A 26,635-nucleotide genomic window follows, 5' to 3' on the forward strand; every position below is an offset into this window, starting at 1 on the left:
AGTTTTGAACGCGCCAGATCATCGGCTCGCGGGCAAGATGACCGGCACACCAGCCGACCGTCAGGGGGTCCGATGTCGACACAGGAGGCCGTGCGCCACGTCGAGGGTGAGGTCCGCGAGCTCATCCGACGCTCGGGCATCGACCCCACGAGGAACACCCTCGAGGTCCGCCGCCTCGTCCAGGACGCGGTCCAGGACTATGACGAGCGCTCGCTCCACGGAGGCCTGCCGGCTCTCGGCGACATGCGATCGGCGGTGCACTCGATCCTTGCCGTCGTCGCGGGCTACGGGCCGTTGCAGCAGTACTTCGACGACCCGACCGTCGAGGAGATCTGGATCAACGAGCCGGGCAAGATCTTCGTCGCGCGTGGCGGCGTCGCCGAGCTGACGCCCACCATCCTCACCGCCGACGACGTGCGCGACCTCGTCGAGCGGATGCTGAAGAGCAGCGGGCGGCGGGTCGACCTGAGCAGCCCCTTCGTCGACGCCACGCTGCCTGACGGCTCCCGTCTGCACGTCGTCATCCCGGACATCAGCCGGACGCACTGGCAGGTCAACATGCGCAAGTTCGTCGTGCGGGCGGACCATCTCGACGACCTCGTGGGTCTCGGCACCCTGACGAAGCAGGCTGCCACCTTCCTCGACGCGGCGGTGGCGAGCGGTCTCAACGTACTGGTGGCGGGCGGCACTCAAGCAGGCAAGACGACCCTGCTCAACTGCCTCGCGGCCGCCATCCCACCGCGTGAGCGCGTCATCACCTGCGAGGAGGTCTTCGAGCTCAAGATCCCCCTGCGCGACGTCGCCGCGATGCAGTGTCGCCAGCCGAGCCTCGAGGGCACCGGCGAGGTGCCGTTGCGCCGGCTGGTCAAGGAGGCGCTGCGGATGCGCCCGTCGCGCATCATCGTGGGGGAGGTGCGTCAGGAGGAGAGCCTCGACCTGCTCATCGCCCTCAACAGCGGCGTGCCCGGCATTTGTACGGTCCATGCCAACAGTGCCCGTGAGGCCGTCACCAAGATGTGCACCCTCCCGCTGCTCGCCGGCGAGAACGTGTCGAGCCGCTTCGTCGTGCCGACCGTGGCCGCGGCGGTGGACCTCGTGATCCACGTGGCTCTGGAGCGTGACGGGGTGCGGCGGGTGCGCGAGATCGTCGCCGTGCCGGGGCGCGCCGAGGGCGACGTCATCGAGATCGCCGACCTCTTCGTGACCCGGCAGGGGCAGCTGCGGCGGGCCGATGGTTTCCCTCCGCACCGCGAGGCCTTCGAGCGCGCCGGCTATGACGTGGCCGCACTGCTGGCCCAGGGGGCTCCATGACCTCTCCTCTGATCATCGGAGTGCTCCTCGGCGCCGGTGTCTTCTGCATCTACTGGTCCTTCTGGCCGCAGCCTGAGGGTGAGCGGCCGGTGAGTCGAGGCGGCTTCACAGCCGAGCTGCGCGACCACCTCACCCAGGCCGGCTACCCCTCGATCAGCCCGAGCAACGTCATCGTTGGCTCGATCGTGCTCTTCGTCGTCACCTTCCTTCTCTTCGCGGTTCTCACCAAGGTGGTGCCGATCGCCCTGTGCTTCTCCGTGATGGCGGCTGTGGCACCGATCTCCCTGGTGCGTATGCGTGCTCGTGATCGTCGTGCGAAGTTGCGCGACCTCTGGCCCGACGTCGTCGACAACATCACCTCCGGCGTGCGCGCCGGGCTGGCGCTGCCTGAAGCGCTGTCGCAGCTTGCCGAGCGTGGGCCCGAGGAGCTGCGACCGGCCTTCGCCTCCTTCGCCCAGGACTACCGGGCGACCGGCCGCTTCCACGACTGCCTCGACCGGCTCAAGGACCGCCTCAGCGATCCGGTCGCCGACCGAATCATCGAGTCGTTGCGGATCGCCCGCGAGGTGGGAGGGAACGACCTCGGACGCCTGCTCCGCACCCTGTCGGCCTTCCTGCGCGAGGACGCCCGCACCCGCGCCGAGCTGGAGACGCGCCAGAGCTGGACGGTCAACGCCGCCCGACTCGCGGTGGCCGCCCCGTGGATCGTCCTCGCGATGCTGGCGCTCAAGGGCAACTCCCTCACGGCCTACTCCTCACCTGCCGGCTGGGTCATCCTCGCTGTCGGAGCAGGACTGTGCGTGGTCGCCTATCGGGTCATGGTGTGGGTCGGGCGGCTGCCCGACGAAGAGCGGGTGCTGCGATGAACGACCTCGTCTCACGGCTCGGCGCTGTCGTCGACTCGGGCTGGTCCTGGCTCGGGGCCGGTCTCGGTGTCCTGGTGCTGGCCGGAGCCACCCTTGTCGGCGCGGGACTGCCGATGAGTCGGGTGCCCACCCTCGACGACCGGCTCGAGCCCTACCTGCGCGACACCCCGAGACCGTCCTCGCTGCTGGCAGGGCCTCCGCCCGCGCGTGGCCCCTTCGGGCTCCTCGAGATGCTCCACCCCTACATCGCCTCCGCCGGAGCCGTGGTCGGTGGGGCCCTCGGGGGGAGCACCTCCGTCGCTCGACGCCAGCAGCGTGCAGGGCAGCTCGCCGACGTCGACCGCTTCCGCGCCGAGCAGGTGCTCTGGGGCGCGATCGGTGTAGTGGCAGGGCTCGCGCTGACCAGCCTCATCGCTGTGGCGCAGTCGAGCCTCTCCGCTCCCGTGCTCGTCGGCCTGGTGCTCGTCGGGGTCCTCGGTGGCATCACCGGACGCGACTATGCCCTGTCGAGATCGGCAGCCAGGCGCGAGGCCCGCATGTTAACCGAGTTCCCCACGGTGGCAGAGCTGCTCGCCCTCGCCGTGTCCGCTGGCGAAGGGGCGATCGGCGCGCTCGAGCGGGTGTGCCGACTGTCGCGCGGCGAGCTCTCCGATGAGCTGAGGCTCTGCCTCGCCGACGCCCGCGCCGGCGCGAACCTGCCGACAGCCCTGCAGGGACTGGCAGACCGGACGGGGCTCATTAGTCTCAGCCGCTTCGTCGACGGCATCGTCGTCGCCGTCGAGCGAGGGACGCCTCTCGCTGAGGTGCTTCGGGCCCAGGCCCAGGACGTGCGTGAGGACAGTCGCCGCACCCTCATGGAGCAAGGAGGCAAGAAGGAGATCCTCATGATGGTGCCCGTCGTCTTCCTCATCCTCCCCGTCACCGTGCTCTTTGCCATCTACCCCGGGATCAGCTTCCTCCGCTTCCAGATCTGACGCCCAAGCACCCTCATCCACAGCCAAATTCACCAACAGGGAGACATCATGAAGTACATCATCACCGCTCAGCACCGGCTCGAGCGCGCCGCCCTCATGGCGCTGGCCAGGCGCCTCGGTGGGCGCGACGACCGGGGCGACGTGCCCGGCTGGGTGCTCATCACGATCATGACGGCGGGCCTCGTCACGGCTCTCTGGGCGATCGCCGGACCCCAGCTGAGCTCGCTGTTCAGTGACGCGATCTCCAGCGTCAAGGGGCCGTGAGACCCCGAGCACTGCGCACCCGGTGGCGCCGCACCGTCCGGGCTTTGCGTGCGAGCGAGGTCGAGCAGGGCTCTGCCATAGCGGAGTTCGTGATGGTGACCGCGCTGCTGCTCGTCATCACCCTGGCAGTCTTCCAGCTCGGGCTCGCCCTCTACGTGCGCAACACCTTGATCTCGGCGGCATCCGAGGGCGCCCGCTACGGCGCCCGCGCCGACGCGTCCCCCGGCGACGGCATCGCCCGCACCGCGGCCCTCATCACCTCGTCCCTCAGCTCGTCGTTCGCCGAGGACGTGTCCGCCGCGGCACGCACGACCTCCGGCGGGGTGCGGGTCGTCGAGGTCACCGTGTCGGCGCCCCTGCCGGTCATCGGACCGCTCGGCCCGGAGGGCGCCCTGACCGTGAGCGGTCGAGCGTTCAGCGAGCAACAGGTGACGGCGGTGACCCCGTGACGTCGTGGCTCGCCCGCCGCCTGCGCCACACCCACCTCTCCTCGCGCCTCGACGAGGGGCGAGCGATCGTCGAGTTCATCTTCCTCAGTGTGCTGCTGCTCCTGCCGCTCGTCTACCTCGTCCTCACCGCCGCGCGCCTGCAGGCCGCGTCGTTCTCGGCATCGCTGGCCGGGCGTGAAGCCGGTCGTGCGTTCGTGACGGGCGGCTCCGACGGTGAGGCGCTGGGGCGGGCACAGTCGGCGGCCTCGCTCGCCTTCGAGGACTTCGCCTTCACCGAGGGCGCCACCCTGGGGGTGGCCTGCGACGGCTCACCGTGCCTGCGCCCCGATGGCGTCGTGACCTCCACCGCCACGATCGTCGTGCAGCTGCCGCTCATCCCCGACTTCGTCACCGACCACGTGCCCGCGTCGGTGACGATCAGCTCGACGCACGTCGCGTCGGTCGATCGGTTCGTGGCCCGGTGATGCCCTTCCCGTATGCCGTCCGGCTCGCCGGGTGCCGCGCCCGCGCATCGGCGCGGGGCGAGGAGGGAAGCGAGCCCAGGAGCGAGCACCGCAGCGAGCAAGGGCAGATCGGCATCCTCATCCTCGGGCTCTTCTCCCTCGTGCTGGTGCTCATCCTAGGGGCCGTCGACGTCACGGCCGCGCAGCTGGCGCGGATGCAGCTGCTCGATGCCGCCGACGCCGCCGCGCTGGATGCGGCCGATGCCCTCGATGAGCGGGCCGCCTACGAGACAGGCGTCCTCGACGCGCTCGCGCTCACCGACCAGTCGGTTGCAGAGGCAGCCGCCAGCCACCTCGCCCGGGTGCCGAGGCCGCCCGGCATCACGGCGTGGTCGGTCGTGCCGCAGACCGGCACGACCGACGGGGCGACGGCGGTCGTGACCCTGCAGGGCGACGCCACGCTGCCGATGAGTGGCTGGATCCTCCAGTCGCTGGGCGGCAGCGTGACGATCACCGTCACCTCCCGCGCTCGCGCGCCACTGGGCTGACGAGGTCACCACCCGATCGGCACCACGCAGCACCGAGCACCGCCGACCACCGCCGATCACCGCCGGCTCGCCCTCTTGGTGCTCCTCTGCCAACGGTGGCCCGTCAGGGCAGCACAGCCCAGGGGAGCCAGGCGCCGGTGCTCGCCGACCGCGTCGTCAGCCACGGACTGCCACCCTCGTCGATACCCACGAGGGAGAGGTCACCGATCGACGACGCCCCGCACGCGACCTGCGACACCGGGCCGAGCGCGGGGTTGCGCTCTCCCGCGATCACCGCGTCGATGTTGCCGAAGGCCGTCCACGCGGTGCCTGTGCGCAGGGCGTGCCACGCGACGTCCTGCGCGTCGGTGACGACGACGTCCAGGGTGCCCGTGCTCGGGTCGACCGATCCGGCGACGGTGCGCAGCGGTCCGACGTCGGGGTGCCCCTCGGCGACGATGAAGGCCCGCACGTCGGCCCAGCCGGTCCACCCCGTCCACACGCCGGCCGAGAGCGTCGCGAGGCCGTGGAAGAGTCGCGCCCCGGCCGAGGTCGCGAGGGCCTGCACGGTGCCCTGCCCGTCGCATCCGAGCGAGACCTCGAGCACCGGCCCGACGGCGGGTTGCGAACCGCCCCCGACGCCCGCAGCCAGACTGGTCCACGGCTGCCAGGTGCCGTCGGCGTTGCGCACCGTCAGCCACGGCGTGTCCTGCGCGTCGGTCGCCAGCACCACGAGCTCGCCGCCCGGCGTGGTCGTGCACGCGGCCGTCGTCACGGGTCCGATGTCGGGGTCGCCCTCGCCCGCGATCGTGCCCCGCACGTCACCCCATGCCGACCACGACCCGGTGCCCGCGGCATACCTCACCGCGTGCCACAGCCGGCCCGCGGGATCGATCGCGAGGGTGTTGAGGTCGCCGCTCGCGAAGGTCGCGACCGCGGTGCGCGTCACGGGCCGGATGTCGGGGTTGCCCTCGCCGGCGATGTAGCCGCACACGTCGGCCCATCCCGTCCACGCGCCGGTGCCGCCCGGCTGCATGCGGTGCCACAGGGTGCCGACCTGGTCGACGCTCGTCGCGTGCCGGTCACCCTGCGCGGCGACGGCCACGGCGATCGAGCCGAGCGGCGTCGGGGGAGCGGCAGCCAGCAGCGACAGGGCGTAGACGTAGCCGTGCGTGCCGGCGTAAACCGACCGCCCGTCGGTGGCGAGCCGGGTCTCGTAGTCGCCCACCCCGATCGCCGATGCGCAGAGGATGCTCGAGCGGATCGCCCCGGTGCCGGGGTCGAGGTCGTAGACGAAGCCGTTGGCGCCGGCGAGCACCCGACCGGCCGTCGTCGCGACGTTGACCATGAAGATGCCGCCGGTGAGCCCGCCCAGCGCCTGCTGCGTCCACCGGATCTGGGTGACGTCCGTCAGCGCCACCGCATAGACGTAGCCGTGGGTGCCGACGTAGAGGTTGGTGCCGTCGGTCGCGAGCCGGCAGGGGTAGGTGAGCACCCCGGAGCCGGGCAGAGCCTGCTGCCTCGACCGCCCCTGCGCGTCGATCGAGGCCACGGACCCGTTCGACGCGGCATACAGCCCTCCGGCCCACAGCACGTCGACCGGGTTGTAGGTCGACGCGCTCGCCGGGACCGCCACCGGCGTGAAGAGGTCGGCGCCGAGGTTGCCCAGCGCGCGGGCATAGACGTAGGCGTGGGACCCCGCATAGAGGTTCTGCCCGTCGGTGGCGAGGCGGGTGTCGTAGTCGCCGCCGATGCTCCACGAGCTCTTGAGCTGGCCCTTCTGCAGCTGCCGCCCCGAGCCGGGGTCGAAGGTGAAGACGAAGCCGTTGCAGCCCGCCGCGACCACGCCTCCGGCGACGAGCACGCTGACGGCGAGCCCGCCCTGCCCGGTGTCGGCCACCCACGTGGGGGCGGTGAGGCTGTCGAGCAGGCTGGCGACCATGTGGCCGTTGACACCCGCAAAGAGGCGTATGCCGTCGCTGGCGAGCCGCACCTCACCGCCGGCCTGGGCGACCGTGGAATGCTGCAGGATGCGTCCGCTCCCGGGGTCGAGCTCGAAGACGATCCCGTTGGACCCGGCGAAGACGCGCTGGCCCACCATGAGCGTCTCGCTCATCGTGAAGCCGGTGTCGGGCAGGTTGGCATACCAACGGTCCCCGAGGTCCTGGTCGCGCGACGAGATGCCGAGGCGCGGGCTGCCGAGGCGCAGCACCACGGTCTTGAGGGTCGGCCAGAAGCTCTCGAACTGGCTGATCGCCTTGGGCTGGAGCGAGGCGGCGAAGGTGGCGATGTCGGTGACCGTCGACGACGTCGCGCCGGCACCCGTCGGGAAGTGGCTGCTGATGTCGTCGAGGCTGATCGACGTGCCGCCGTCGGCGAGGATCTCGGTCATGGACTGCTGCGAGAGCTGGGCCGTGCTGCTCGTTGCCGCAACCCCGTCACCCCCGTTCGCCCCCGACAGCAGCGTGTAGTCGCCCCACACCTCGTAGGGCGTGGGCTGCGCGGCGGAGGTCACCCAGGCCGAGGTGTCGTTGAAGTAGTCGTGCAGGTTGGCCGACGCGAGCTGGCTGACGGCACTCGAGAGGAAGGCAAGGTAGTTCTGGTAGACGGCGGCCGACCCGCTCGCACCGCTGGGGACGACCCCCGACCCGACCGTGCGGGCCCCGACGGTAACGAGCTCCTCGACGGTCTGCGGGTCGCTCGAGGGCCCGGTGGCCCCAGGCACGTAGAGCCCGGGAGCCGACAGCCCCGGCTGCAGCGACGGCGTCATGCCGGCGATCCACGACCAGTCCGACACGGGCAGCGACTCGTTCGTCACCCAGTCGACGAACCACTGCATGACGAGGGTCTTGTTGACGAGGTGCCCGGCGGCGAAGGAGTCCTGCAGGAAGTGGTCGGCATACCCCGCCCACGCCCAGGCCGACGCGATCAGCCGAGCCTGCTGGTCACCGGAGGTCTGGTGGGCAGCCGTCGCCAGGTCGCGCGCGATGATGTGCGACGACTGCCAGCGGAACCACGAGTAGGGCGCGAAGTGGCAGGCGTTGCGCGACAGCAGCCCTTGGTAGTGGTCCGCCCCGTTGCGCCCGAGGCCCGTCGTCAGGGCGTCGAGTGCACTCGTCTCGACGATGTTGTTGACCATCGAGTTGCGCCATGGTGCACACGCAGCCTGGGCGAACTCCACGAGCGGCAGCGGCGGGCTGCCGGTGAGCAGACTTGTCAGCGCGTTCCAGCCCTCCTGGCGGATGACCTGCAGGACCGGCAGGAGGATGTCGTGGCCGAGCGACTCGATGGCGACGGCGTTGGCGAGGTAGTCGGGCAGGGCGTTGATCTCGCCGTAGGTCGCGAGCACGTTGTCGGGACCGAGCCGCACGGTGCGGATCCACGGGCAGTAGTGCGCCACCGTGGCCTCGTCGACGGAGTCGGGGTCGTAGCGGAAGGCGCCGAGCAGGGCGAGCTGGCCCTGGAGCACTGCCGCCCGTGACCCGCCACCCGTGCTGACGGCGACGAGGTCGGCCGTCGAGACGTCTCCGAGGACGCGGTGCTCGAAAGAACCGTGCGCCTGCGCGAGGGTCGAGTGATGCGGAACCACATGGGTCGCGATGAGCGGCACCGGTCCGCCCGAGAGCGCGGCGGCGGCGATCGCCCGCGCCTCCAGCTCCCACGCCCGGCGCTGGCGGCGCGACACCGGCGAGGCGCCGGCACCGAGCTCGCGCCGACGCGCCTGCTGCAGCACGTGCACCGCTTCGTGTGCCATGAGTGGGAAGCCGGCGTCTCCGGACGAGCAGGCGCCGGGGGCCAGGTAGATGTGCGACCCGAGGGTCAGGGCGTCGGCAGCGGCGACGCGACGCGCTGCGCCGTCGTCACGATGCACCCGCACGGCCGAGAAGTCCGCCCCCAGGATCGCCTGGAGCCGACCGAGCGTGATGTCGTCGAGAGGCTCGCCCGAGCCGGACGACACCTCGGAAACCCTTGCTGCAGAACTCATTTCGTCTCCCCGATTCGTCGCAGTGCGCTGAGTGGCGCGTGGGCGGAGACGACGGGGGCGGTGAGCACGGCACCGCGCCGGCTGGTCTGGTCACGCGCTGACGAGCCGGACCAGAGGGTCGACGGGCTGCGCTGGCCAGGCTGAACCGGTGGATCTGGAGCCCTGTCGCCAGTTTCGCACCGGGCTCTCGGGACCGGTCCCACTTGTCGTTTTCCTGACCGACTCTTGACTCATGCCCGAAACGTAAAGACTTGGCAAAGGATTTCCCCATATTCGCCCTGTGCCCGAGAGCGTCGCTTTTACAGTCATTGGCGTACGCAGCGCGTGCGTGCATGGCCATGGTGCGGTCTCTAGAGGGGGATGGTGCTCACCGTCCCCCGACGGGTCCGCGTGATGTTGAGGGGACATATGGTCTGGGCTCCGAAGCAGCCGGGAGTGCTCCCGCTCGTGCTCGTCGGTCCGATGCTCCGGCGCGTCGACCCGGCCTCGGTCACCGTCTTCCTCGCCCTCAAGGAGGCGCGCACCGCGACGCTGCGGGTCTACGAGGGTGAGTCCGGGGGAGCCGGCGCCCCCGTCGGCACCACCGTCGTCGCGACCGGCAGTCGCGAGACCGTGCGGCTCGGCACGCACCTGCACGTGGTCGCGGTCACCGCCGCCGCGCCGACACCGCTGACGCCGGGGCGGCTCTACCGCTACCAGGTCTTCTTCGGCCCTGCTGGTGGCGCCGATGTGCCCGAGACCGGCACCACCCTCTTCACCGCCGGCGTCGTCGCCGCGACGGAGGCGGCGGCGCGCTCGGCCCTGACGTTCGCCACCACGGGAGCTCCCCGGCTCCCGAGCTTCGCCACCCCGCCCGCGACGCCGTCCTCTCTGCGCCTCCTGCACGGCTCGTGCCGCAAGCCCCACGGCGGGGGGCTCGACATGCTCCCCGTCGTCGCCGACATCATCGCCCCCGTCGCCGACTCTCCCGAGTCCCGTCCCCACCAGCTGCTGCTGACCGGTGACCAGATCTATGCCGACGACGTGGCCGACCCCTTGCTCGCCATTTCGGCTCACGCGATGTCGGCCCTCGGGCTGCCGCAGGAGAAGCTGCCCGCCAAGAAGCGTGGCGCCCTCCTCGAAGACCGCCACGCCGCGGTCGGCATGCGCCAGCACGCCGTGCTCGAGATCGCCAAGCTGACGTGCGACGTGGGGGCGAGCCACCTCTTCACCCTCGCCGAGTTCGTGGGGATGTATCTGCTCGTCTGGGCCGACGTGCTCTGGCCGCAGACCCTGCCCGAGTTCGGCGACGAGTTCCCCCAGCTCAAGCGCGAGATGGGCGACGAGACCTACGCCAAAACCCTTGCGGGCGAGCCCTACCCGGCGATGTACGTGCCCGACGCGGTCAAGCGGATGCAGCGCTGGGTCGAGCAGGCGAAGCCGCTCGCCGACTTCCGCGACAGCCTTCCCGTGGTCCGTCGCGCCCTGGCCAACATCCCCACGCTGATGATGTTCGACGACCACGAGGTCACCGACGACTGGCTGCTGTGCCGCCGGTGGTGCACTGACTCGGTCATCGCCAAGGATGCCGACACCGGCAGCAGGCTCGGTCGTCGCATCGCGGCCAACGCCATGGCCGCCTGCGCGGTCTTCCAGGCATGGGGCAACACGCCCGACCGCTTCGCCAGCCAGGGCGCGGCAGGCCAGAAGGGCCGCGACCTCCTCGCCCGGCTGTCGACCTGGACCGCGGGGAGCGACGACGCCAGCGTCGCCCTGGCCGAGGAGATCGCCCAGCGGGTGGGCACCCCGACCGACCTCGTCGACGCGCCCAAGGACACCGACGTCGACCCGGTCCGCGAGCGCGGCAAGCTGCTCCAGCGCGCCGACACCGCGATCGACTACCACTACGAGCTGCGCTGGCCCCGCTACCAGCTCATCGTCCTCGACACGCGTACCCGTCGCGGCTTCCCCGGGGGTCCGACCGACCCGCCGGCCCTCATCGGCGACGACCTCGGCCTGCGCGCGATGCTCCACGACACCGGCGACCCGGCCGACGACGGGGTCACCGTCGTCGTCTCGCCGGCCCCGGTCGTCGGGGTGCCGCTCATCGAGGACTTCATCCAGCCGCTCGTCGGCCGGTCCTACGCGGGCAGCATCTTCACCGACAACGAGGCGTGGGGACTGCAGCAGGCGGGCCTGCAGTCCTTCCTGCCACGGCTCTGCACTGCCACGGCGGCCGCCACCGACGGCACCCACTCGAGGCGGGTCGTCATGCTCTCCGGTGACGTGCACTACGGGTATGCCGCCCGCCTGCGCTTCTCCGCGCGGGCGCCCCACACCGCGCCCGGCGCGCCGACGACCCTGGCCACGACACGCGTCGAAGGGGTGGCGGCCCAGCTCGTCTCGTCGTCGCTGAAGAACGAGGAGGGCAAGACCCGCTTCCTGCACTCCATCGGCTTCGAGCCGGTCCTCGACCGCCTCCCGGAGCGACGTCTCGTCGGCTGGCGCAACGAGGCCGGATCGAGCATCCAGGTGGGCAACGAGCTCGGCCTCGGCTGGGGTGGTTCGGGCCTGCGCCCGTGGAAGGTGTCGGGGCGTCCGGCCGTCGGCGAGGTCACCGAGACCCGCGTGGTGACGAGCGAGCCCGACATCCGCGCCGAGATCTCCTTCGTCAAGCACGACGAGGCCGACCCAGAGGTGCCACGCCGTGACGTGCAGGCGCGCACCGTCGACGCCCCCGGCTCCGACACGCAGCAGGCCCTGGCGCAGTACCTCGCGGCTGCCGGCAACCATCAGGACTACCTCGGTCCGTGGGGGTCGGGCAAGGAGGTCGTCGGGCGCGTCAACCTCGGCGAGATCCGTTTCCTCTGGGGCGCCGACGACCGCAAGTCCGTCGCCCAGACGCTGTGGTGGCGCCTCGAGCGCGGCGCCGACCGTCAGACTGCCGCACCGCTGACGCGCTATGTCGTCGATCTCGCGCTCGGCTCGACGCTCTTCCAGCCACCCCGCTACGGCGGGTTCCTGCTCCAGCGTGGCGACAAGGACGCCGCCGCCGACAAGCCCCCGACCTATGGCGGGGTCGAGCGCAAGGGCTACGTCGGGCCGGCCCACGTCGCGGCGCTCCAGCGCGACCTCATCGAGCTCGGCTTCACCCAGCACCGCACGGCCACAGGGGAGTTCGACCGGCTCACGCAGTTCGCCGTCCGCGAGCTGCAGGTGTATGCCGGCCGGTCGCGGGTCGCTGTGGACGCTCAGCCGGTGCCCCGGCCGTCGCGCTACGTCGACGCGCTGCGGGCGGTCGAGGTGCCGACCACCGACCGCTACCGCGGCATCGTGCACGGTGCCGTCGACCTGCCGACCGAGGCCGTCATCACCGCGTGGAAGGACCGGCGCTGGCGGTGCCCGGTCGTCGTCGAGGGGTGGACGACCAATGCGGCTGGCGACCGGCTCGGGCTTGCCACGATCCCCGCCACGCCGAGCCAGCCGAGCCGCCCCGCCGAGAACCTCTGGCGCCACGACGAGTGCCCGGTGGCGACGGCCGCCTTCTTCGTCACCGACTTCTCGCTCGTGCCCGCCGGGGCCGCGGCCGGTGCGCCCCGACTGCTCGCCGGCTACGACGCCCACGCGTCGGTCCAGGGTTTCGGTGGGCCGCGACGCGACCCGCTGAAGGGCCACCGCACGGCGGAGCTCGAGGTGCGACCAGAGGTGCTCCTGCCACGGGTGGCGGCCGGAGCGGCCGGCCCCGGTCTGGCCGCTCTCGTCGCCGACCGCGGTGCGCCCGACGCCGCGGTGGCAGCCCTGGCAGCGGCTCGTCTGTCGACGTTCAAGGTGCTGCGAGCGGTCGCCGAGGTGCGCGCCGACGGTCAGCTCGACGCCGTGCGTGCCGAGGGCGAGCCGGCCCTCGCTCTCGGGCTCGGTGGGTGGAGCACCGGCCAGCCGGTCAGCCCACCCCAGCTCGAGGGTCCCAAGCCGCTGCGCGACTGGTCGGTCGCCGAGGGTGACCTGCCGCCCCTGCTGGCCTACCTCAAACGCCGCGACCCAGACACCTTCGAGGCCGTCGCCGGTCGCTACGGACTGTCCGCGTCGAAGGCGTGGGGCAAGGACGGCGAGGGTCTGCTCGACAAGTCCCGTGTCGTGCTGACGGCACGCCCGGCGCTCACCGACCGCAGTGGTGAGGCGAAGGCCCTGGACACGGTCGGCGACCACGACTTCCTGCGCTCCTGGCACTGGGTCAATCGCGTCGTGACGGCCCTCGCCGAGCAGGACGGTCTGCGGCGGTCCATGTGGCTGCTGGCACGGCAGCGGATCGCCGACGTGCTCGGCGCCCCGTGGGACGGGCCGGTCGGCACACCGACGGTGCCCGACCTGCCCGCGGGGGAGAAGACCCGGCGTGCGCGCATCGGCGACCTCGTGACGAGCGAGCGGGGGGTGGCGTTGCTCCTGGCCTGGCACCAGGCCACCCCTGCGGGAGTCGTCGGTCCGGGCCCCGACACCGAGATGCCCGCCGAGGAGCGGGCGAAGCCCCGTGCGAGCGCCGGCCTGCACGCGGCGTTCGACGCGGCGAAGGCCTCGGGGGCAGCGGACTTCACCGCCCCGACGACAGCGTGGGGTGATGCCCACGAGCAGGCCCTGACCAGCGCGGTCCTCGCCCGGTCGCAGCCCGACGCGGCCCTCCACGGAGCCCTCACTGCCGTGCTCGCCTGGCCCGCGTGGACCCCATCAGGCGGCACGGTCACGAGCACCAACCCGCGCGGGTTCGCACTGCCCGTCGATGCACTCCCCACGGGCGAGCGGACCCTGCTCGCGGCTCGCGGCTCCTTCCGACTCGATGTCTCCGACCTGCCGAGGAGCACGTCATGACCGATGCGCCACGCGAGGGCAAGGACCTCGTCCACCTCATCGCCGACGAGGCGGTGGCCTTCAGCGCCCCGGTCATCGCTGCCGGCACGAACCCGTGGGCGAGGGCGCGCCTGCTCGACGCCCTGGGCTGGGACCTCACCGCCCTGACCGGCGCGAGCGAGGACGAGCTGACGGCGTGGTTCGGCGGAGTCGAGGCGGCGCTCGCCGCCCTCGCGGCCGCCGTCGCCGACCAGGGCGAGTGGGGCTTCGACAAGGTCAAGCGGATCGCCGAGGAGGGGTCCAAGGCGAGCGCCGTCGCGTCACTGCCCCCGCTGCTGAGGGGCACGCTGCCGCCGGGCCTCTCCGCCGAGGACATGGGCGTCGACCTGCTGTCCTACCTCACCGTCAACCGACTGCACGCCGCCTCGCCCGTGGCCTATCGCACGGCCGTCCTGCTCGGACTCGTCACCCCGGCGGCCGACGGGTCGCCGAGCGTGCCGCAGCCGGATGCCGACAACACGCCGCCCGTGCGCCTCCCGCGTCGCCGCGACACGATCCACCTCGATCGCATCATCGACCTGCTGACCGGTCCCGGCGACCACCTGCGCGCGGTCTACCTGCCGAACGGCGTGGCGACCCAGGGGGACGCCGACCGCCTGGCGTCGATGGCCTTTCCCCGCATCGCCGCCCTGCTCGGCGAGCTGGGCGTGCCCGCGCGCTACGGCATCTCCGACGACATCGTCTCTGCGCTCACGCCGGCAGGTGTCGCGCTGTCGGGCCACATGCTCTCCATCGCGGGCGAGATCCGCCTCGGCGGCAGCGTCACCCTGCCCCTCGGCGCCACGATCGCTCTGCGCTACCGACCGGGCTCCAGCGGGGCGACCGGGACGCTCGGGCTCGTCGTCGTGCCGCGGCTCGGGTTGGGCCTGCGCCACACGGTCGCGCGTTGGCGCTACGAGCTCGAGCTCGACGCCGACGCGCCCGGCGCGGTGGAGATCAACGAGAACGGCTTCGAGCTGCACGGGTCGAGCCCGTCGCTGAGCATCCGGGCGCGAGCCTCGCGGCTGCCCGACGCGTCGGGCTTCGCCCTGCTCCTCGGTCCCGCCGACGGGACGCATCTCGCGATCGGGTCGGCGGCGCTCGAGGCCTTTGCGGTGATGGGCACCGGCCGTGAGGACGTCGGCGTCGGCATCGCAGCGCAGCGGGCCGAGGTCGTCGTGCGCGCCGGTGACGGTGACGCCTTCCTCAAGCGTGTGCTGCCGACCGAGGGCCTGAGGGTCGAGTTCGACCTGGGCCTCGCCTGGTCGCAGCGCGGTGGGGTCGTCATCGCGGGCGGCCTCTCGACCGCGGTCACCCTGCCGATCCACCTGGGCCTGGGCCCCTTCGAGATCGACTCGGTCCACCTCGCCCTCGACGCCGACGTGACGGGCCGCACCCTGGGGGCGACGGCAGCGCTGACCCTCAAGATGGAGATCGGCGCGCTCAAGGCGGTCGTCGAGCGCATCGGCATCACGGGCGAGCTGTCCTTCCCCCAGTCGAGCGGTGGCGCCCTCGGCCCCGTGCAGCTCGTGCCGAGGTTCAAGGCGCCCGACGGTGTGGGCATGACGATCAAGGCCGGCCCGGTCACGGGCGGCGGGTACCTCTTCATCGATGAGAAGAAGGGGCAGTACGCCGGTGCCCTCGAGCTGGGCTTCGGAGACTTCAAGCTCGCCGCCCTGGGGCTGCTCAACACCAAGCTCCCCGACGGCTCGCCGATCCTCGGCCGAGACGGCAAGGAGACGTGGTCGCTCATCGTCGTCGCGGCGGCGCAGTGGAAGCCGGTGCACATCGCCTTCGGCATCCACATCGCCGGTGCCGGTCTCGTCGTCGGACTGCACCGCACGACCGACCTCCCCGCGCTCCGGGCGGGCGTGCGGACCAAGGCCCTCGACGCCGTGCTCTTCCCGCCCGACCCCGTGGGCAACGCGCCGCAGCTGCTCTCGACGCTGGGCACGCTCTTCCCGGTCGCGCCCGATCGGCACGTCTTCGGGCTGATGGCGAAGTTCACCTGGGGTCCGGAGGCCTGGCTGAGCCTCGAGCTCGCGCTCCTCCTCGAGATCCCGGCACCGCTGCGCCTCATCGTCCTCGGGCGCGTGACCCTCAAGCTGCCCGAGAAGAAGCCGGTCGTGGAGCTGCGCCTCGACTCGGTCGGCATCCTCGACCTCGACAAGAAGGAGTTCTCCCTCGACGCGACGTTCGTCGACTCCAAGATCGCCGGCATGGAGCTGACGGGCGACATGCTCGTGCGAGCGGCGTGGGGCGACCGCTCGGTCTTCGCGTTCAGCGCGGGCGGCTTCCACCCCCGCTACACCCCGCCGCCGGGCTTCCCTGAGGTGCGCCGCCTCACCCTCGCGATCTCGAAGAAGAAGAACCCGAAGATCACCCTCACGGCCTACCTCGCCGTGACCTCCAACAGCCTCCAGCTCGGGGCGCGCCTCGAGGTGCACGCCGAGGCGCTGGGCTTCAGCATCGACGGTCACCTCGTCTTCGACGCCCTGATCCGGTGGAGCCCCTTCGGGCTCGACCTCTACCTCGAGGCCAACGTCGCGCTCAAGCGCGGCGACCGGGTGCTGATGAAGATCGAGCTGCAGCTCTCGCTCGTCGGACCCCAGCCCTGGGTCTTCAAGGGCAAGGCCTCCTTCAGCCTGTGGTTCATCAACGGCTCGATCCCCGTCGAGGGCCGGTGGGGACCGCCCGAGCCGGAGCGCGACGCCCCCACACCGCTCGACCCGACGGGCCGCACGACCGAGGCGCTCTCGGCCCCCGGCGCCTGGTCGGTGCGACCGCCGTCGGTCTCGTCGGTCGCGACGCTGAGAGCGATCGAGGACGCCGACGGGTTGCTCGTGCACCCGCTCGGCCAGGTGGGCGTGCAGCAGGCCGTGCTGCCACTCGCCGTGTCGGTGCAACGGCTCGGCCGGGTGCCGCTCGACCGGCCGAGGATGTACACGATCGTGGGTGCCCGCATCGGCGGCTCCACCACGGTCCAGCCCGCGACCCCCATCCTCGCGGCCTTCGCGCCGGGCGAGTTCTTCGACCTCACCGACGACCAGAAGCTGGGGCGCCCCGACTTCGAGATGCTCCAGGCCGGGGCGTGGTTCGGGGCTGCCGGCTACACGGTGCCCACGGACGCCGGCACGGGAGTCTTCGCCGAGGTGACCTACGAGCGCGGCATCCTCGACGCGCCGACCGAGCCTGTGCGCTCGCTGGCTCCGGAGTCGCTGGCCCCCGAGCGCTTCGCCCGAAGCATCGCCACCGGCCCCGCGGCCGTCGCGCCGGCCCGGCGCAGCGGCGCCGGTCGCTTCGCCACCGACACGGTCGAGGTCGCCGTGCTCGAGCCGAGGTATGCCGTCTCCGGACTCATGCAGACCGGTGACGGCTCGCGGGGGTTGGGTCCGGTCCCCGACTCGTTCACCGCGGTCCTCGACCACTTCGGTGGCCCCGTGCGCGGTGAGGACAGGGTGCGGGTCAGCTCGCTGGAGGAGGCGGTCCGATGAGCGGGTTGCGCTTCCTGCCCTGGGTCCGCGCCGGCCTGTCTGCCGGATTCCCCTCTGCCGCAAGTCTGCCGGCGCGAGGTCAGGTCACGGTGACCGCCGTGCTCGGGGCCGATGGTGCGGGGGTCACCGTGCCGGGCGAGATCGCCACGTTCGGCCCGGGGGACGTGCTCGGCCTCGACGGCGAGCAGGTGATCCGACGCTTCCCCGCCCCCGACACCGACGGAGCAGAGACCACCGGCTTCGCCTGCGTCGAGCTCGACAACCCCGACGCCCCGTGGGCCTTCACGACCGGCGGACCCGATGGTGACGGCCGGCTGCGCCCGTGGCTCGTGCTCGTCGTCGTGCCCGCGCCTCCGGCCGATGTGACGCGCAAGGCCGACCACCCGCTGCCCGTCCTCACCTGCCCCCAGAGCGAGCTGCCCGACCTGTCGGAGTCGTGGGCCTGGGCGCACGCCCAGCTCGCCGTCTCCAACGACGCAGAGGGGCCGGAGGGCGCTCTCGCGGCGACCGAGCGCTCACTGTCGCGCATCATCGCGCCGCGACGCCTCATCCCGGGCGCCGACTACGTGGCGGCCCTCGTGCCCGCCTTCGAGGCAGGTCGCCTCGCCGGACTCGGGCTGCCGCTCGACGAGCACGAGGCCGGCGACCTCGCCGACGCGTGGGACCACACCTCGGGCGAGCCAGTCGACCTGCCCGTCTATGACACGTGGCGCTTCTCCACCGGCATGGGAGGCGACTTCGAGACGCTCGTGCGTCGCATCGAGCCGCGGGCGGTCCCCGAGACCGTCGGCCAGCGCGCGATGTTCGTCGGGGCGGCCGACCCCGGCCTGCCCGTCGTGGCCGAGGACGCCCCGGGTGGGGTGCTCGGCCTAGAGGGCGCCCTGCGAGCACCGACATCTCGGCCCACGGCCTGGCCCGCACCGGAGCGGTCGGCTCACCGCGCCGCGATGCGTGGCCTGCTCGGACACCCCGAGCGGCTCACGCCACCGCTCTACGGGTCAGGGCACGCGGGCACCGACCGGGTGCCGGCCGACGGGAGCGGTCCGGAGTGGTTGCGCGAGCTCAATCTCGATCCCCGGCACCGCGTCGCCGCGGGGCTCGGGGCCCGGGTCGTGCGCGACCATCAGGAGGAGCTCGCCGAGGCGGCGTGGAGCCAGGCGGCCAGCCTGCGCCAGGCCAACGACCTGCTCCGACGGGCCCAGCTCGCCCGGGCCGTGTCGGAGCAGCTGCACCAGCGTCGCCTCACCGAGGAGGGCCCCGGACGGCCGCTCAGCCAGGCCGAGGTGCTCGCCCTCACCGCGCCCGTCTCCCGCTTCGTGCCGCTGACACCACGCAGCGGGCAGAGCGTCGGAGCGCTCGTCGACGCCAACCCCGGCCTCGCCGCCGTGTCGTCACCGGCCTTCCGACGGGTCGCCCGGCCGCACGGCCCGGTGGCCCGGCGCGCGGGTGCGGCCGCGCTGACCCCGCCCGTGCAGGGACTCGCCGCGACCACCATCACCAAGGCACCGACGCTCGACCCGCCCGCAGGCACGGTGCAGCTCCCGGCGCTGGCCGAGGAGTCCGTCCCAATCGCCCTCAAGACGGTGACCCAGGCCTACATCCAGAAGCTCGTGCCCTGGTGGCAGCTGCAGTCCGGCGCCGCAGCGCCGCCCATCGTCGAGGCCCCGACGAAGATCGTCAGCCCACCCGGCGTCTTCCTCTTCGACGACCGCTTCTTCGCCGCGAGCGAGGACGGCCGGCTCTTCGAGGTGCGCTTCATCGGGGGCACCTGGGTCTGGCGCGACCACGGCCGCCCGCCCGGGGGCAACGCGGCCTCGTCGGTCAGTGCCGCGATCGGCCGCCGGGTCTACGTCGCGACGGCCGACGGCCGGCTCTGCTCGCTCTACTGGGACGGCGACCGCTGGCTCTGGCAGGACCATGACCGCCCGAGCGGCACCTATGTGACGACGAGCGGCGCGGCGGCCGCCGGTGCCAGCGTCTTCGTGACGTGCACCAACGGCTCGATGGCCGAGCTGCGGCCGGACCTCCCGGGCACGTGGCGCTGGGTCGACCACGGCCGCATCCCGCGCTATCCCGTCGGGCCGATCTGGTGGCCGTCCCAGTCCGCCGTGGGCCGTCCCGGCGGGGTCATCAACGGCTCGGTCTTCACCATCAGCAACCTGGGGGAGCTCTGGGAGCTGAGCCTGGCGACTGGCACCTACACGTGGGTCCGCCACGGTTTCCCCGACGGTGGGCTGATCCCCGACGTGGGTCCGTCCTTCCAGAGCTCGAAGCTCTTCGTCACGACGCAGAAGGGCGACCTCTGGGAGCGCTACCTCGGGTCGAGCGGCTGGCAGTGGGTGCCCCACGGCCGTCCGTCACAGGGCGCGGTCGTCAGCCCGTCGGGCGCCCCGATGCTCGGGTCCAAGCAGTTCGTCCGGGTCTCGGACGGGGGGGTGGCCGAGCGGGTCTGGAACGGCAGTGCCTACGTCTGGGTCTACCACGGCAAGCCGCCGAGCGGCGCCCACGTCATCGCGCAGCCCGATGCCGCGGTGCAGGCGCACACCTTCTTCTGTGCCGCCTCCGACGGTCACCTCTGGGGCCGCACCTACGTCGCCAACGCGTGGCAGTGGGTCGACCACGGCATCCCCAAGGACAGTGGCGGCCAGGGGTCCGTCTCCGCACAGCCTCCCGCCGAGGAGCGATGGGCACCGCGGCTGGCGATGTTCGGGTCCGCGGTCGTCGCTCACCTCGACAACCCCGCCGGCGCCAACCGGGTCCACCACCGGGTGGGTCGCGATCTCGGCCTCGACGGCACGGTCGCGGGCGGGTGGATACCGGCGGGCAACCCCCACCCGGGCCCCGTCCTCGGCCCTGAAGGCCGCGGCCTCGGCATCGCCATCGGTGACATCACCGGCACCGGGCGTCCCGACCTGGTGGTGCTCACCGTCGAGCCGGCCACGGGTGGCTGCGACGCCCGCTACTGGATCGGCACCGACCTCGATGCGAACGGCGTCCCCACGGGCTGGCTCGGTCCCAAGAGCCTGCACTCGCAGCTCAACTCGCTCGTCACCGAGGCCGACATCGCGCTCGCCGACCTCGACGGTGACGGTCGCCCCGAGCTCGTCCTCGCGTATGCCGTCTCGGCCCCCGGCGCCGCCACCCGGCTCTACTACCGCGTGGGCTGGCGCCTCGACGCCAGCGGCAACGTCAGTGACGGCTGGTCCGAGTCGAAGCCGATCCCGTGGGAGGCGATCGGCACCGTGCGCGGCCTCGGTGTCGACGTCGCCGACCTCGACGACGACGACCGGGCCGACCTCGCGGTGCTCGTCGTCGAGGACGCAGGGGGCGCCGACCGGGCCAGGGTGCGCGTCGGTCACACCCTCAACCGGAGGGGCAACGTCGTCGGGGGCTGGACCGAGCCCCGTCCGATCGGGGGCCCGCCGATCGCACCGCGGCACGCCGGCGCCGGTCTGTCCATCGTCGACATCACCGGCAGCCGCAAGCCCGACCTCGTCGTGCTGCTCCTCGCCGACCCGCAGTACGACAACCAGGGTCGGGTGCGCATCGGCTTCGACGCCGACGCGACCGGGCAGGCCCGGGTGTGGTCCGGCGACCAGGTCGTGCCCCACTGGTTCGGGTGGGAGAACCAGGGCGCAGCCCTCTGCGTCTACGACCTCGACCCTGCCCTCGTGCAGCGGCGTGCGGCGATGGGGTCCGCCTTCACGTCGGCCTCCGCTGCCCATCAGGCCTATCTGGCCCCGGCCCAGTCCCTCGCCAGGGCCGCGCGCGAGCAGGTCGTCGACGTGGCCCAGACCGCCACGCGTCTCGTCACGGCCCTCGACCCCGCGACGACGATCCCCGCGGCCACCCTCGGCCGGATCGTCGTCGGCGGCCGGGCCCTGCCCGAGCGCGCGCCGGGCTCCGCAGCGAGCGACGTCACAGCCGACCCGCTCCGACCGGTCGTGCGGCACGTGAGCTTCCCGCAGCCGACCTACGAGCTGCTGCGGCGGGTCGGTCAGGAGCACATCGTGCCGGGCGTCGAGCACATCCCGGCCGAGACGATGACCCTGCTCCGGGCCAACCCGGCGTTCATCGAGGCCTTCCTCGTCGGCCTCAACCACGAGCTGAGCCGTGAGCTGCTCTGGCGCGAGGTGCCGGTCGACCTGCGCACGACGTGGTTCCGGCAGTTCTGGGACGTGCGCGGCACGGAGGCCGGCACCCCCGACATCCCGCCGCTCACCAGCTGGGGCGGCCCGCTGGGGAGCCACGCCACCGGGGTCGGGGCGAGCGGTGAGGGCAACCTCGTGCTGGCCGTGCGCGGCGAGCTGCTGCGCCGCTACCCCTCGACGACCGTGGCGATGCGACCGGCGGTCTGGGCGGATGACGCGCGCACCCGTCGCGACCTCGGGCCCCAGGACCAGGAGGTCGCGCCGATCTTCAGCGGGTGGCTCTCGCCCGACCTGCTGCTCTTCGGCTTCCCCCTCTCGGTCGCCATGGCGCGGGGCAGCGGCGCCGCCCCGGGGTGGTTCATCGTCCTGCGCGAGCAGGCGACGGCCGTGCGCTTCGGCGTCGACGACCCGCCGGACGACCGAACCCGGTGGGCCACCCCGCCGGGTCACTGGTCCGACCTGCACTGGGCGCACCTCGTCGGGCCCGACGGTGTGAGCACCGCACGCTTCCTGCCGACCACGGGGACGTCGGTCGGCGCGCTGACGCTCGACGGAGCGACCTACGGTCGCAACGGCGCCCATGTCGCACGGGCGCTGCTGCAGCAGCCCGTCGAGATCGCCGTGCACGCGGCCCGGATGCTGGGTCCGCTCCTCGACGGCTGGAGGATCACCGGCATCGAGCGCACCGACGGCCACATCGTCGCCCTCCACGGCGAGCACGCGGACCCGGGCTCGACGTGGCGCCTCACGGTCGACGAGGTGGCCGATGCCGCCGCTCACGGGGACCGCTTCTACGTCCAGATCGGCTCGCGGCGCACGCCCATCGTCGTCGTCGACCGCGCCGACGGCCGGCGCTACGTGCGCACCCGCGGCGATGCCGAGGGCCCCAACAACCTGCTCGCCCTGCCGGAGGTCTCGCCGCGATGACGGTCACCCCACCCGCCACCTGGTCGCTGTCCACGCGGTGGCCGATCACGCTCCTGCCCGTCCGGCTCGAGACCCGGTTTGCCGGCAACGCCCTCAAGGTGCGCATCTATCCCGACGCGATCCATGTCGACTCCCACGAGGTCGACCTGTCGGCCGACGAGGTGCTGCGGGGCAAGGACTACTGGACCGCGATGTGGCGCGCGGGTGGCAATGTGCAGCGCGAACGCGACGCGTGGGAGCGGCTCCTCGGCGACGTGGGCGGCGCCGAGCGTGCCCGGTGGGTCGCGCGTGTCATGGAGCCGTCACCGGAGGGGCGACCGTCGGCCCCCCTGCCCGTCGACGCACCTGTCACGCCGGCCTTCCCCTCCGTCGCTCCCGCTGATGCGTGGACGAGGCCACCGCTGGCGCGGGCGCTGCCCACCCGGTGGTGGGCGATGGCGAGACGCGCCGGAAGCCCACCGGCATACGGCATGTCGGCCGAGGTGCGCCCCGACCTGCCCGTCGGCCCGGGCCCGGGGCAGGCCGAGGTGCCGACCGATGACGACCTGCCCCCCGTGGCAGCCGAGCTGGAGTGGCTCGTCGACTTCGACGCCGCTCTCGACGCGGGGATGGCCCTCGTCATCGAACCGCTGCCCACGGCGATGCTGGCCGGTGGCATCGACCGGCTCGTCGTCGTCGGGGTCGACGAGGGAGCGACGGCACAGGCGAGCGCGACCACCCTCGCCCAGCTCCTCGAGGCGCATGCGGCGGACGACGGCTTCGGCCTGCTCGCCCCCGGCACCCCGACCAACACGACCGACGACGTGCGCTCGGCCTACGACAGCGGCTCGCCGGCCGAGCTGCTCGCCGCGCGTGTGACGGTCGTGGACGCCGCTCCCTCCGTCGCCCTCGCCGCAGGCCGTCTGGGCGCGGCACTCGGCGTCCCGCTCACCGGCGGCGCCGCGGGTCCCGACCGCGTTCGCGACCGGCCGGTGCGCGTCACCGCTCCCAGTGCACTGGGCCGCGCCGTCGGAGGAGGCTCGGCCGACGCCGCGCGGGCGGCCGACATGCGCAGGGCGCTGTGGCCGGCGACCCTCGGCTACACGATGCGGCACCTGCTCGACGTGCCGAGCGGGGGAGTCAGCGCCGCCGACCAGGAGGCGGGGGTGCGGCGCCACTTCGCCGACTGGGTCTGCGCCGAGGGCCCGCTCCCGAGCCTGCGCATCGGTCGTCAGCCGTATGCCGTGCTGCCGGCGGTGTCGCTCGACCGCTACGTCCGGCGCGAGCCGGGCAACCACGCCGGCGGGATCGCCCTGCTACGGGCCCTGCGCGACCACGTCTGGCTGCCGTCGCTCGACAACGTGCCGCGCATCATCGCCCCCGACGTCGCGGCGGCGCGCGGCCTGCCGGTCCAGGACCCCGGCGACGTGCTCCTCGACATCCTGGCCACCGACGCTCGGCCTCGGTCGGTGGCCGCCCGCAGCCTGCTCGGGCCCGACTACGTCGCCTTCCTGTGGCGCTTCGCGAAGTTCCGGCTGGCCGACGACTGGCAGGAGCGTCTCGCGAGCGCCGCAGGGCCGCTGCTCGCGCAGCTCGGCCGCCCGGGCGCTTCCGAGGGGCTGCTCGCCCGCGGGGTCTATGCCACCGACGCCTTCCCTCTGCAGACGCCCTTCGTGGACGCTCCGACGACGGCCCCGGTAACCCAGTGGCTCGGCACGCTCGCGAGTCCGATGTCGCCGATCTCCCTTGCCGCACAGACGAGTCCGGGCGGTCTGGCCGTGCCCCTGCTCTATCGCCTGGCGCGTGCCTCGCTGCTCGCCGAGCACTCCGCCGCAGCCGACGACGCGTCGCAGCGCTACGGCATACCGGTGGCCCGCACGCGTGACGGTCAGGAGCTGCACAACATCCGACCGGCCGACGTCGTGCCGACCTTCGCCGAGCGGCTGGCCCCGGCGGTGCCCGGGTGGCCGAGCCTGGAGGCGGCCCTCGCGGAGTCCTCGGCGAGCTTCCCGCCCGCGGCCGGCGTGCGCGACGTGCGGGCGGCCCTGGGCTCGCTGCGCACCGCGACGAGCTCGGACCTCGAGCGGCACCTCGGCGGGGTGCTCGGCCTCGTGTCCTACCGCCTCGACGCGTGGATCACGGGCTATGCGACCGAGCGCCTCGCCACCCTTCGCTCCACGGAGCCCGGGGGCACTCACGTCGGCGGCTACGGGGTGCTCGTCGACCTGCTGCCCGACGGACCGCGCCCGCAGCGCGACGATCCCGTCGACGGTGAGCCGCTGCCCCTCAGCCTGACCCCGGGGTCAGGGCACGTCCTCGCCCCCTCGATCGCCCACGCGACGACGGCCGCGGTGCTCCGCAGCGGCTTCCGGGCCCGGGGCTCGGGGCCGGAGAACCCGTTGGCCGTGGAGCTCACGTCTCGCCGACTCCGGCTGGCCACCGGTGTGCTGCAGGGCATCCGGTCAGGACAGCCGCTGCCGGCGCTGCTCGGCTACCTCTTCGAGCGCGCCCTGCACGAGCACCCCCGAGAGCTCCTCGACCGCTACCTCCCTCGCCTTCGCGAGCTGGCTCCGACCGAGGCCACGGAGGTGCGCGCCGACGGCTCGCTGCGGCGCACCGAGCTGCCCGGCACCGTCGTCGACGGGCTGGCGCTGCTGCGGCGCAGGCCGACCCTGCCCTGGGGTGACGGGCTGCCCCCGGCCGACCCGGCCGACCCCGACCACGCGGCCCTCGACGAGGTGCTCGACGTGCTCGTCGACGCCGTCGATGCCGTGCACGACGCGCTGCTGGCCGAGAGCGTGCACCACGCGCTGCAGGGCAACATGGCGCGCGCGGCCGCCAGCCTCGACACCGTCTCGCGCGGCGTCGTGCCCCCGCCCGACGAGCTCGACGTGGCAGCGACCCCCACCTCGGGGCTCGTCGTGCGGCACCGGCTGCTCGTCCTGACCAACGGTGAGACCGCCTCCCGTGCGCACTTCCCGGCCAACCCGGGCACGACGTCCCTGCGGGCAATGGCGAGCCCCGAGCTCGACGCGATCGCCTCTGCCCTGCTGCCGAGCCCCGGACGGGTCTTCACGCAGCTCGTGTGGACCTCTCCCGACGGAGTGACGCGCGTGCAGCCGCACCAGCTCTCACGGCTCTTCCTCGCAGCGATCGACTGCGTAATGATGCCGCCGCGCGGCCCTGAGCCCTCCGGCGGCGAGCTCGAGCAGCGCATCGCCCTCGACGCGTGGACGATCGCGCCCTCCGAGGTGACGGCGGACTGGACCCTCCGGCTCGACTTCGGGCGCGACCCGTCGTGGTCGGCAGGCCGCCTGGGGCTCGGCGAGTTCCTCACTGCCGTCGCCGGGGTGCGTGCGCTGCTGCTCCAGTCACGACCGGTGGTGGCCTCGGACCTCGAGCCCGGCGCGCCGACCGACTCGCTCATCGACCACCAGCACGTCATCAACCGGGCCGACGCCATCACCATCGCCCTGACGACGGCGGCGCAGCACCTCGAGACCGGTGACGAGAGCGCTCGCCGCGACGCCCTCCTCGTCGCAGCAGGGGTCGGCATCATCGGAGCGGTGCCGCCACCACGGCTGGCGCGCCATGCCGAGACCGTCGTCGAGGCGGCCGCGCGCACCCGCAAGGCTCTGCTCGACCGGCTGTCCGCCGCAGCCGCGGTGCTCGCCGGTGAGCCGACTCCCGATCGGCAGCGGCGGCGGCTCGCTGCGCTCGTCGGCGACGACCTGCCCGTGCTCGCGCGCGTCGCGCACCCCGAGCAGGCCGACCTCGCAGCCTCGCTCGCTGCGAGCACGAGCCTGCAGGGTGGCGACCCCTGGGCATCGAGTGCCTGGCTGGCGCGGGCCGCGAGGGTGCGTGAAGGTGCCGATCGACTCCAGACCGCGCTCATCGGTGCCGACGCCCTCGAGGCCCCGGCGGCGGTGCTCGGCGCCCCGACGCTGCGCGTCGCCCAGGTGCCACACGTGCCCGGCGACCTCTGGCGGGCCCTGTCCCGAGCGGCCGATACCCCAGGGGAGGGACTGGCGAGCCTCGTCGTCGCGGCTCCGCTGGGGCTCGACGCCCTTGCTCCCGTGTGCGGGGTGCTCGTCGACGAGTGGACCGAGACCGTGCCGGACGAACGCCGCACGGCCGCAGTCACATTCGAGTTCGACGCCCCCGGGGCGGCCCCGCCCCAGGCGGTGCTCGTCGCCGTGCCACCCGATGCCGCCCCGACGTGGTCGCCCGCTGCGCTCTTCGACACCGTGTCCGAGACGGTCGACCTCGCCCGCCTACGGATGGTCGACCCGGCTGCGCTCGACCGGGTCGGTCAGTTCCTCCCCGGGCTCTACTTCCCCGTCAACGTCGCGCGTGCCGTGCCGACGACCGACTTCACCCCCGACGCCGCGGCGCCGGTCTAGGAGCG

12 protein-coding genes are annotated in these 26,635 nt (G+C 72.9%); 11 read left to right on the forward strand and 1 reads right to left on the reverse strand.

Annotation, left to right across the window (positions count from 1 at the left end; genetic code table 11):
• Nucleotides 1-72 precede the first annotated feature (72 nt).
• The 7 genes from LG278_RS07770 to LG278_RS07800 are packed head-to-tail and all read left to right on the forward strand — an operon-like array spanning nucleotide 73 to nucleotide 4,855.
• Nucleotides 73-1,311: a CpaF family protein gene (locus tag LG278_RS07770; protein WP_404392565.1), complete on the forward strand. Its 1,239-nt coding sequence runs from the start codon at nucleotides 73-75 to the stop codon at nucleotides 1,309-1,311.
• Nucleotides 1,308-2,177, forward strand: a complete 870-nt coding sequence (locus LG278_RS07775; protein WP_404392567.1) for a type II secretion system F family protein — start codon at nucleotides 1,308-1,310, stop codon at nucleotides 2,175-2,177. Before LG278_RS07770 ends, LG278_RS07775 begins: the two co-directional genes overlap by 4 nt.
• Nucleotides 2,174-3,151 carry a type II secretion system F family protein gene (locus LG278_RS07780; protein ID WP_404392569.1) on the forward strand — a complete coding sequence of 326 codons (978 nt, stop codon included), beginning with the start codon at nucleotides 2,174-2,176 and terminating at the stop codon, nucleotides 3,149-3,151. Before LG278_RS07775 ends, LG278_RS07780 begins: the two co-directional genes overlap by 4 nt.
• Before the next feature lie 48 nt (nucleotides 3,152-3,199).
• Nucleotides 3,200-3,415: a hypothetical protein gene (locus tag LG278_RS07785; RefSeq protein ID WP_404392571.1), complete on the forward strand. Its 216-nt coding sequence runs from the start codon at nucleotides 3,200-3,202 to the stop codon at nucleotides 3,413-3,415.
• Nucleotides 3,412-3,864 carry a TadE/TadG family type IV pilus assembly protein gene (locus LG278_RS07790; protein ID WP_404392573.1) on the forward strand — a complete coding sequence of 151 codons (453 nt, stop codon included), beginning with the start codon at nucleotides 3,412-3,414 and terminating at the stop codon, nucleotides 3,862-3,864. Before LG278_RS07785 ends, LG278_RS07790 begins: the two co-directional genes overlap by 4 nt.
• Nucleotides 3,861-4,328 carry a pilus assembly protein gene (locus tag LG278_RS07795; protein WP_404392575.1) on the forward strand — a complete coding sequence of 156 codons (468 nt, stop codon included), beginning with the start codon at nucleotides 3,861-3,863 and terminating at the stop codon, nucleotides 4,326-4,328. Before LG278_RS07790 ends, LG278_RS07795 begins: the two co-directional genes overlap by 4 nt.
• Nucleotides 4,328-4,855: a pilus assembly protein TadG-related protein gene (locus LG278_RS07800; protein ID WP_404393575.1), complete on the forward strand. Its 528-nt coding sequence runs from the start codon at nucleotides 4,328-4,330 to the stop codon at nucleotides 4,853-4,855. The genes LG278_RS07795 and LG278_RS07800 overlap by 1 nt, the downstream gene beginning before the upstream one ends.
• 103 nt (nucleotides 4,856-4,958) lie before the next feature.
• On the opposite strand, the gene LG278_RS07805 is transcribed toward LG278_RS07800, so the two are convergent.
• Nucleotides 4,959-8,792, reverse strand: a complete 3,834-nt coding sequence (locus LG278_RS07805) for a DUF4157 domain-containing protein (protein ID WP_404392577.1) — start codon at nucleotides 8,790-8,792, stop codon at nucleotides 4,959-4,961.
• 435 nt (nucleotides 8,793-9,227) lie between these two features.
• On the opposite strand from LG278_RS07805, the gene LG278_RS07810 reads away from it, so the two are divergent.
• From LG278_RS07810 to LG278_RS07825, 4 genes are read left to right on the forward strand one after another with little or no spacing between them, the layout of a single operon-like run.
• The gene (locus LG278_RS07810) at nucleotides 9,228-13,658 is read left to right on the forward strand and encodes a hypothetical protein (RefSeq protein ID WP_404392579.1); all 4,431 of its coding nucleotides are present in this window, start codon (nucleotides 9,228-9,230) and stop codon (nucleotides 13,656-13,658) included.
• Entirely contained in the window at nucleotides 13,655-17,170 is a 3,516-nt protein-coding gene (locus LG278_RS07815) for a DUF6603 domain-containing protein (protein ID WP_404392581.1), read from the forward strand. The genes LG278_RS07810 and LG278_RS07815 overlap by 4 nt, the downstream gene beginning before the upstream one ends.
• The gene (locus LG278_RS07820; RefSeq protein ID WP_404392583.1) at nucleotides 17,167-22,248 is read left to right on the forward strand and encodes a DUF3892 domain-containing protein; all 5,082 of its coding nucleotides are present in this window, start codon (nucleotides 17,167-17,169) and stop codon (nucleotides 22,246-22,248) included. Before LG278_RS07815 ends, LG278_RS07820 begins: the two co-directional genes overlap by 4 nt.
• A complete protein-coding gene (locus tag LG278_RS07825) occupies nucleotides 22,245-26,630 on the forward strand; it encodes a hypothetical protein (protein ID WP_404392585.1) in 4,386 nt (1,461 codons plus the stop codon). Before LG278_RS07820 ends, LG278_RS07825 begins: the two co-directional genes overlap by 4 nt.
• The last annotated feature ends 5 nt before the right edge of the window (nucleotides 26,631-26,635 follow it).

Source organism: Humibacillus xanthopallidus (assembly GCF_044793955.1).
Lineage (GTDB): Bacteria > Actinomycetota > Actinomycetes > Actinomycetales > Dermatophilaceae > Humibacillus > Humibacillus xanthopallidus_C.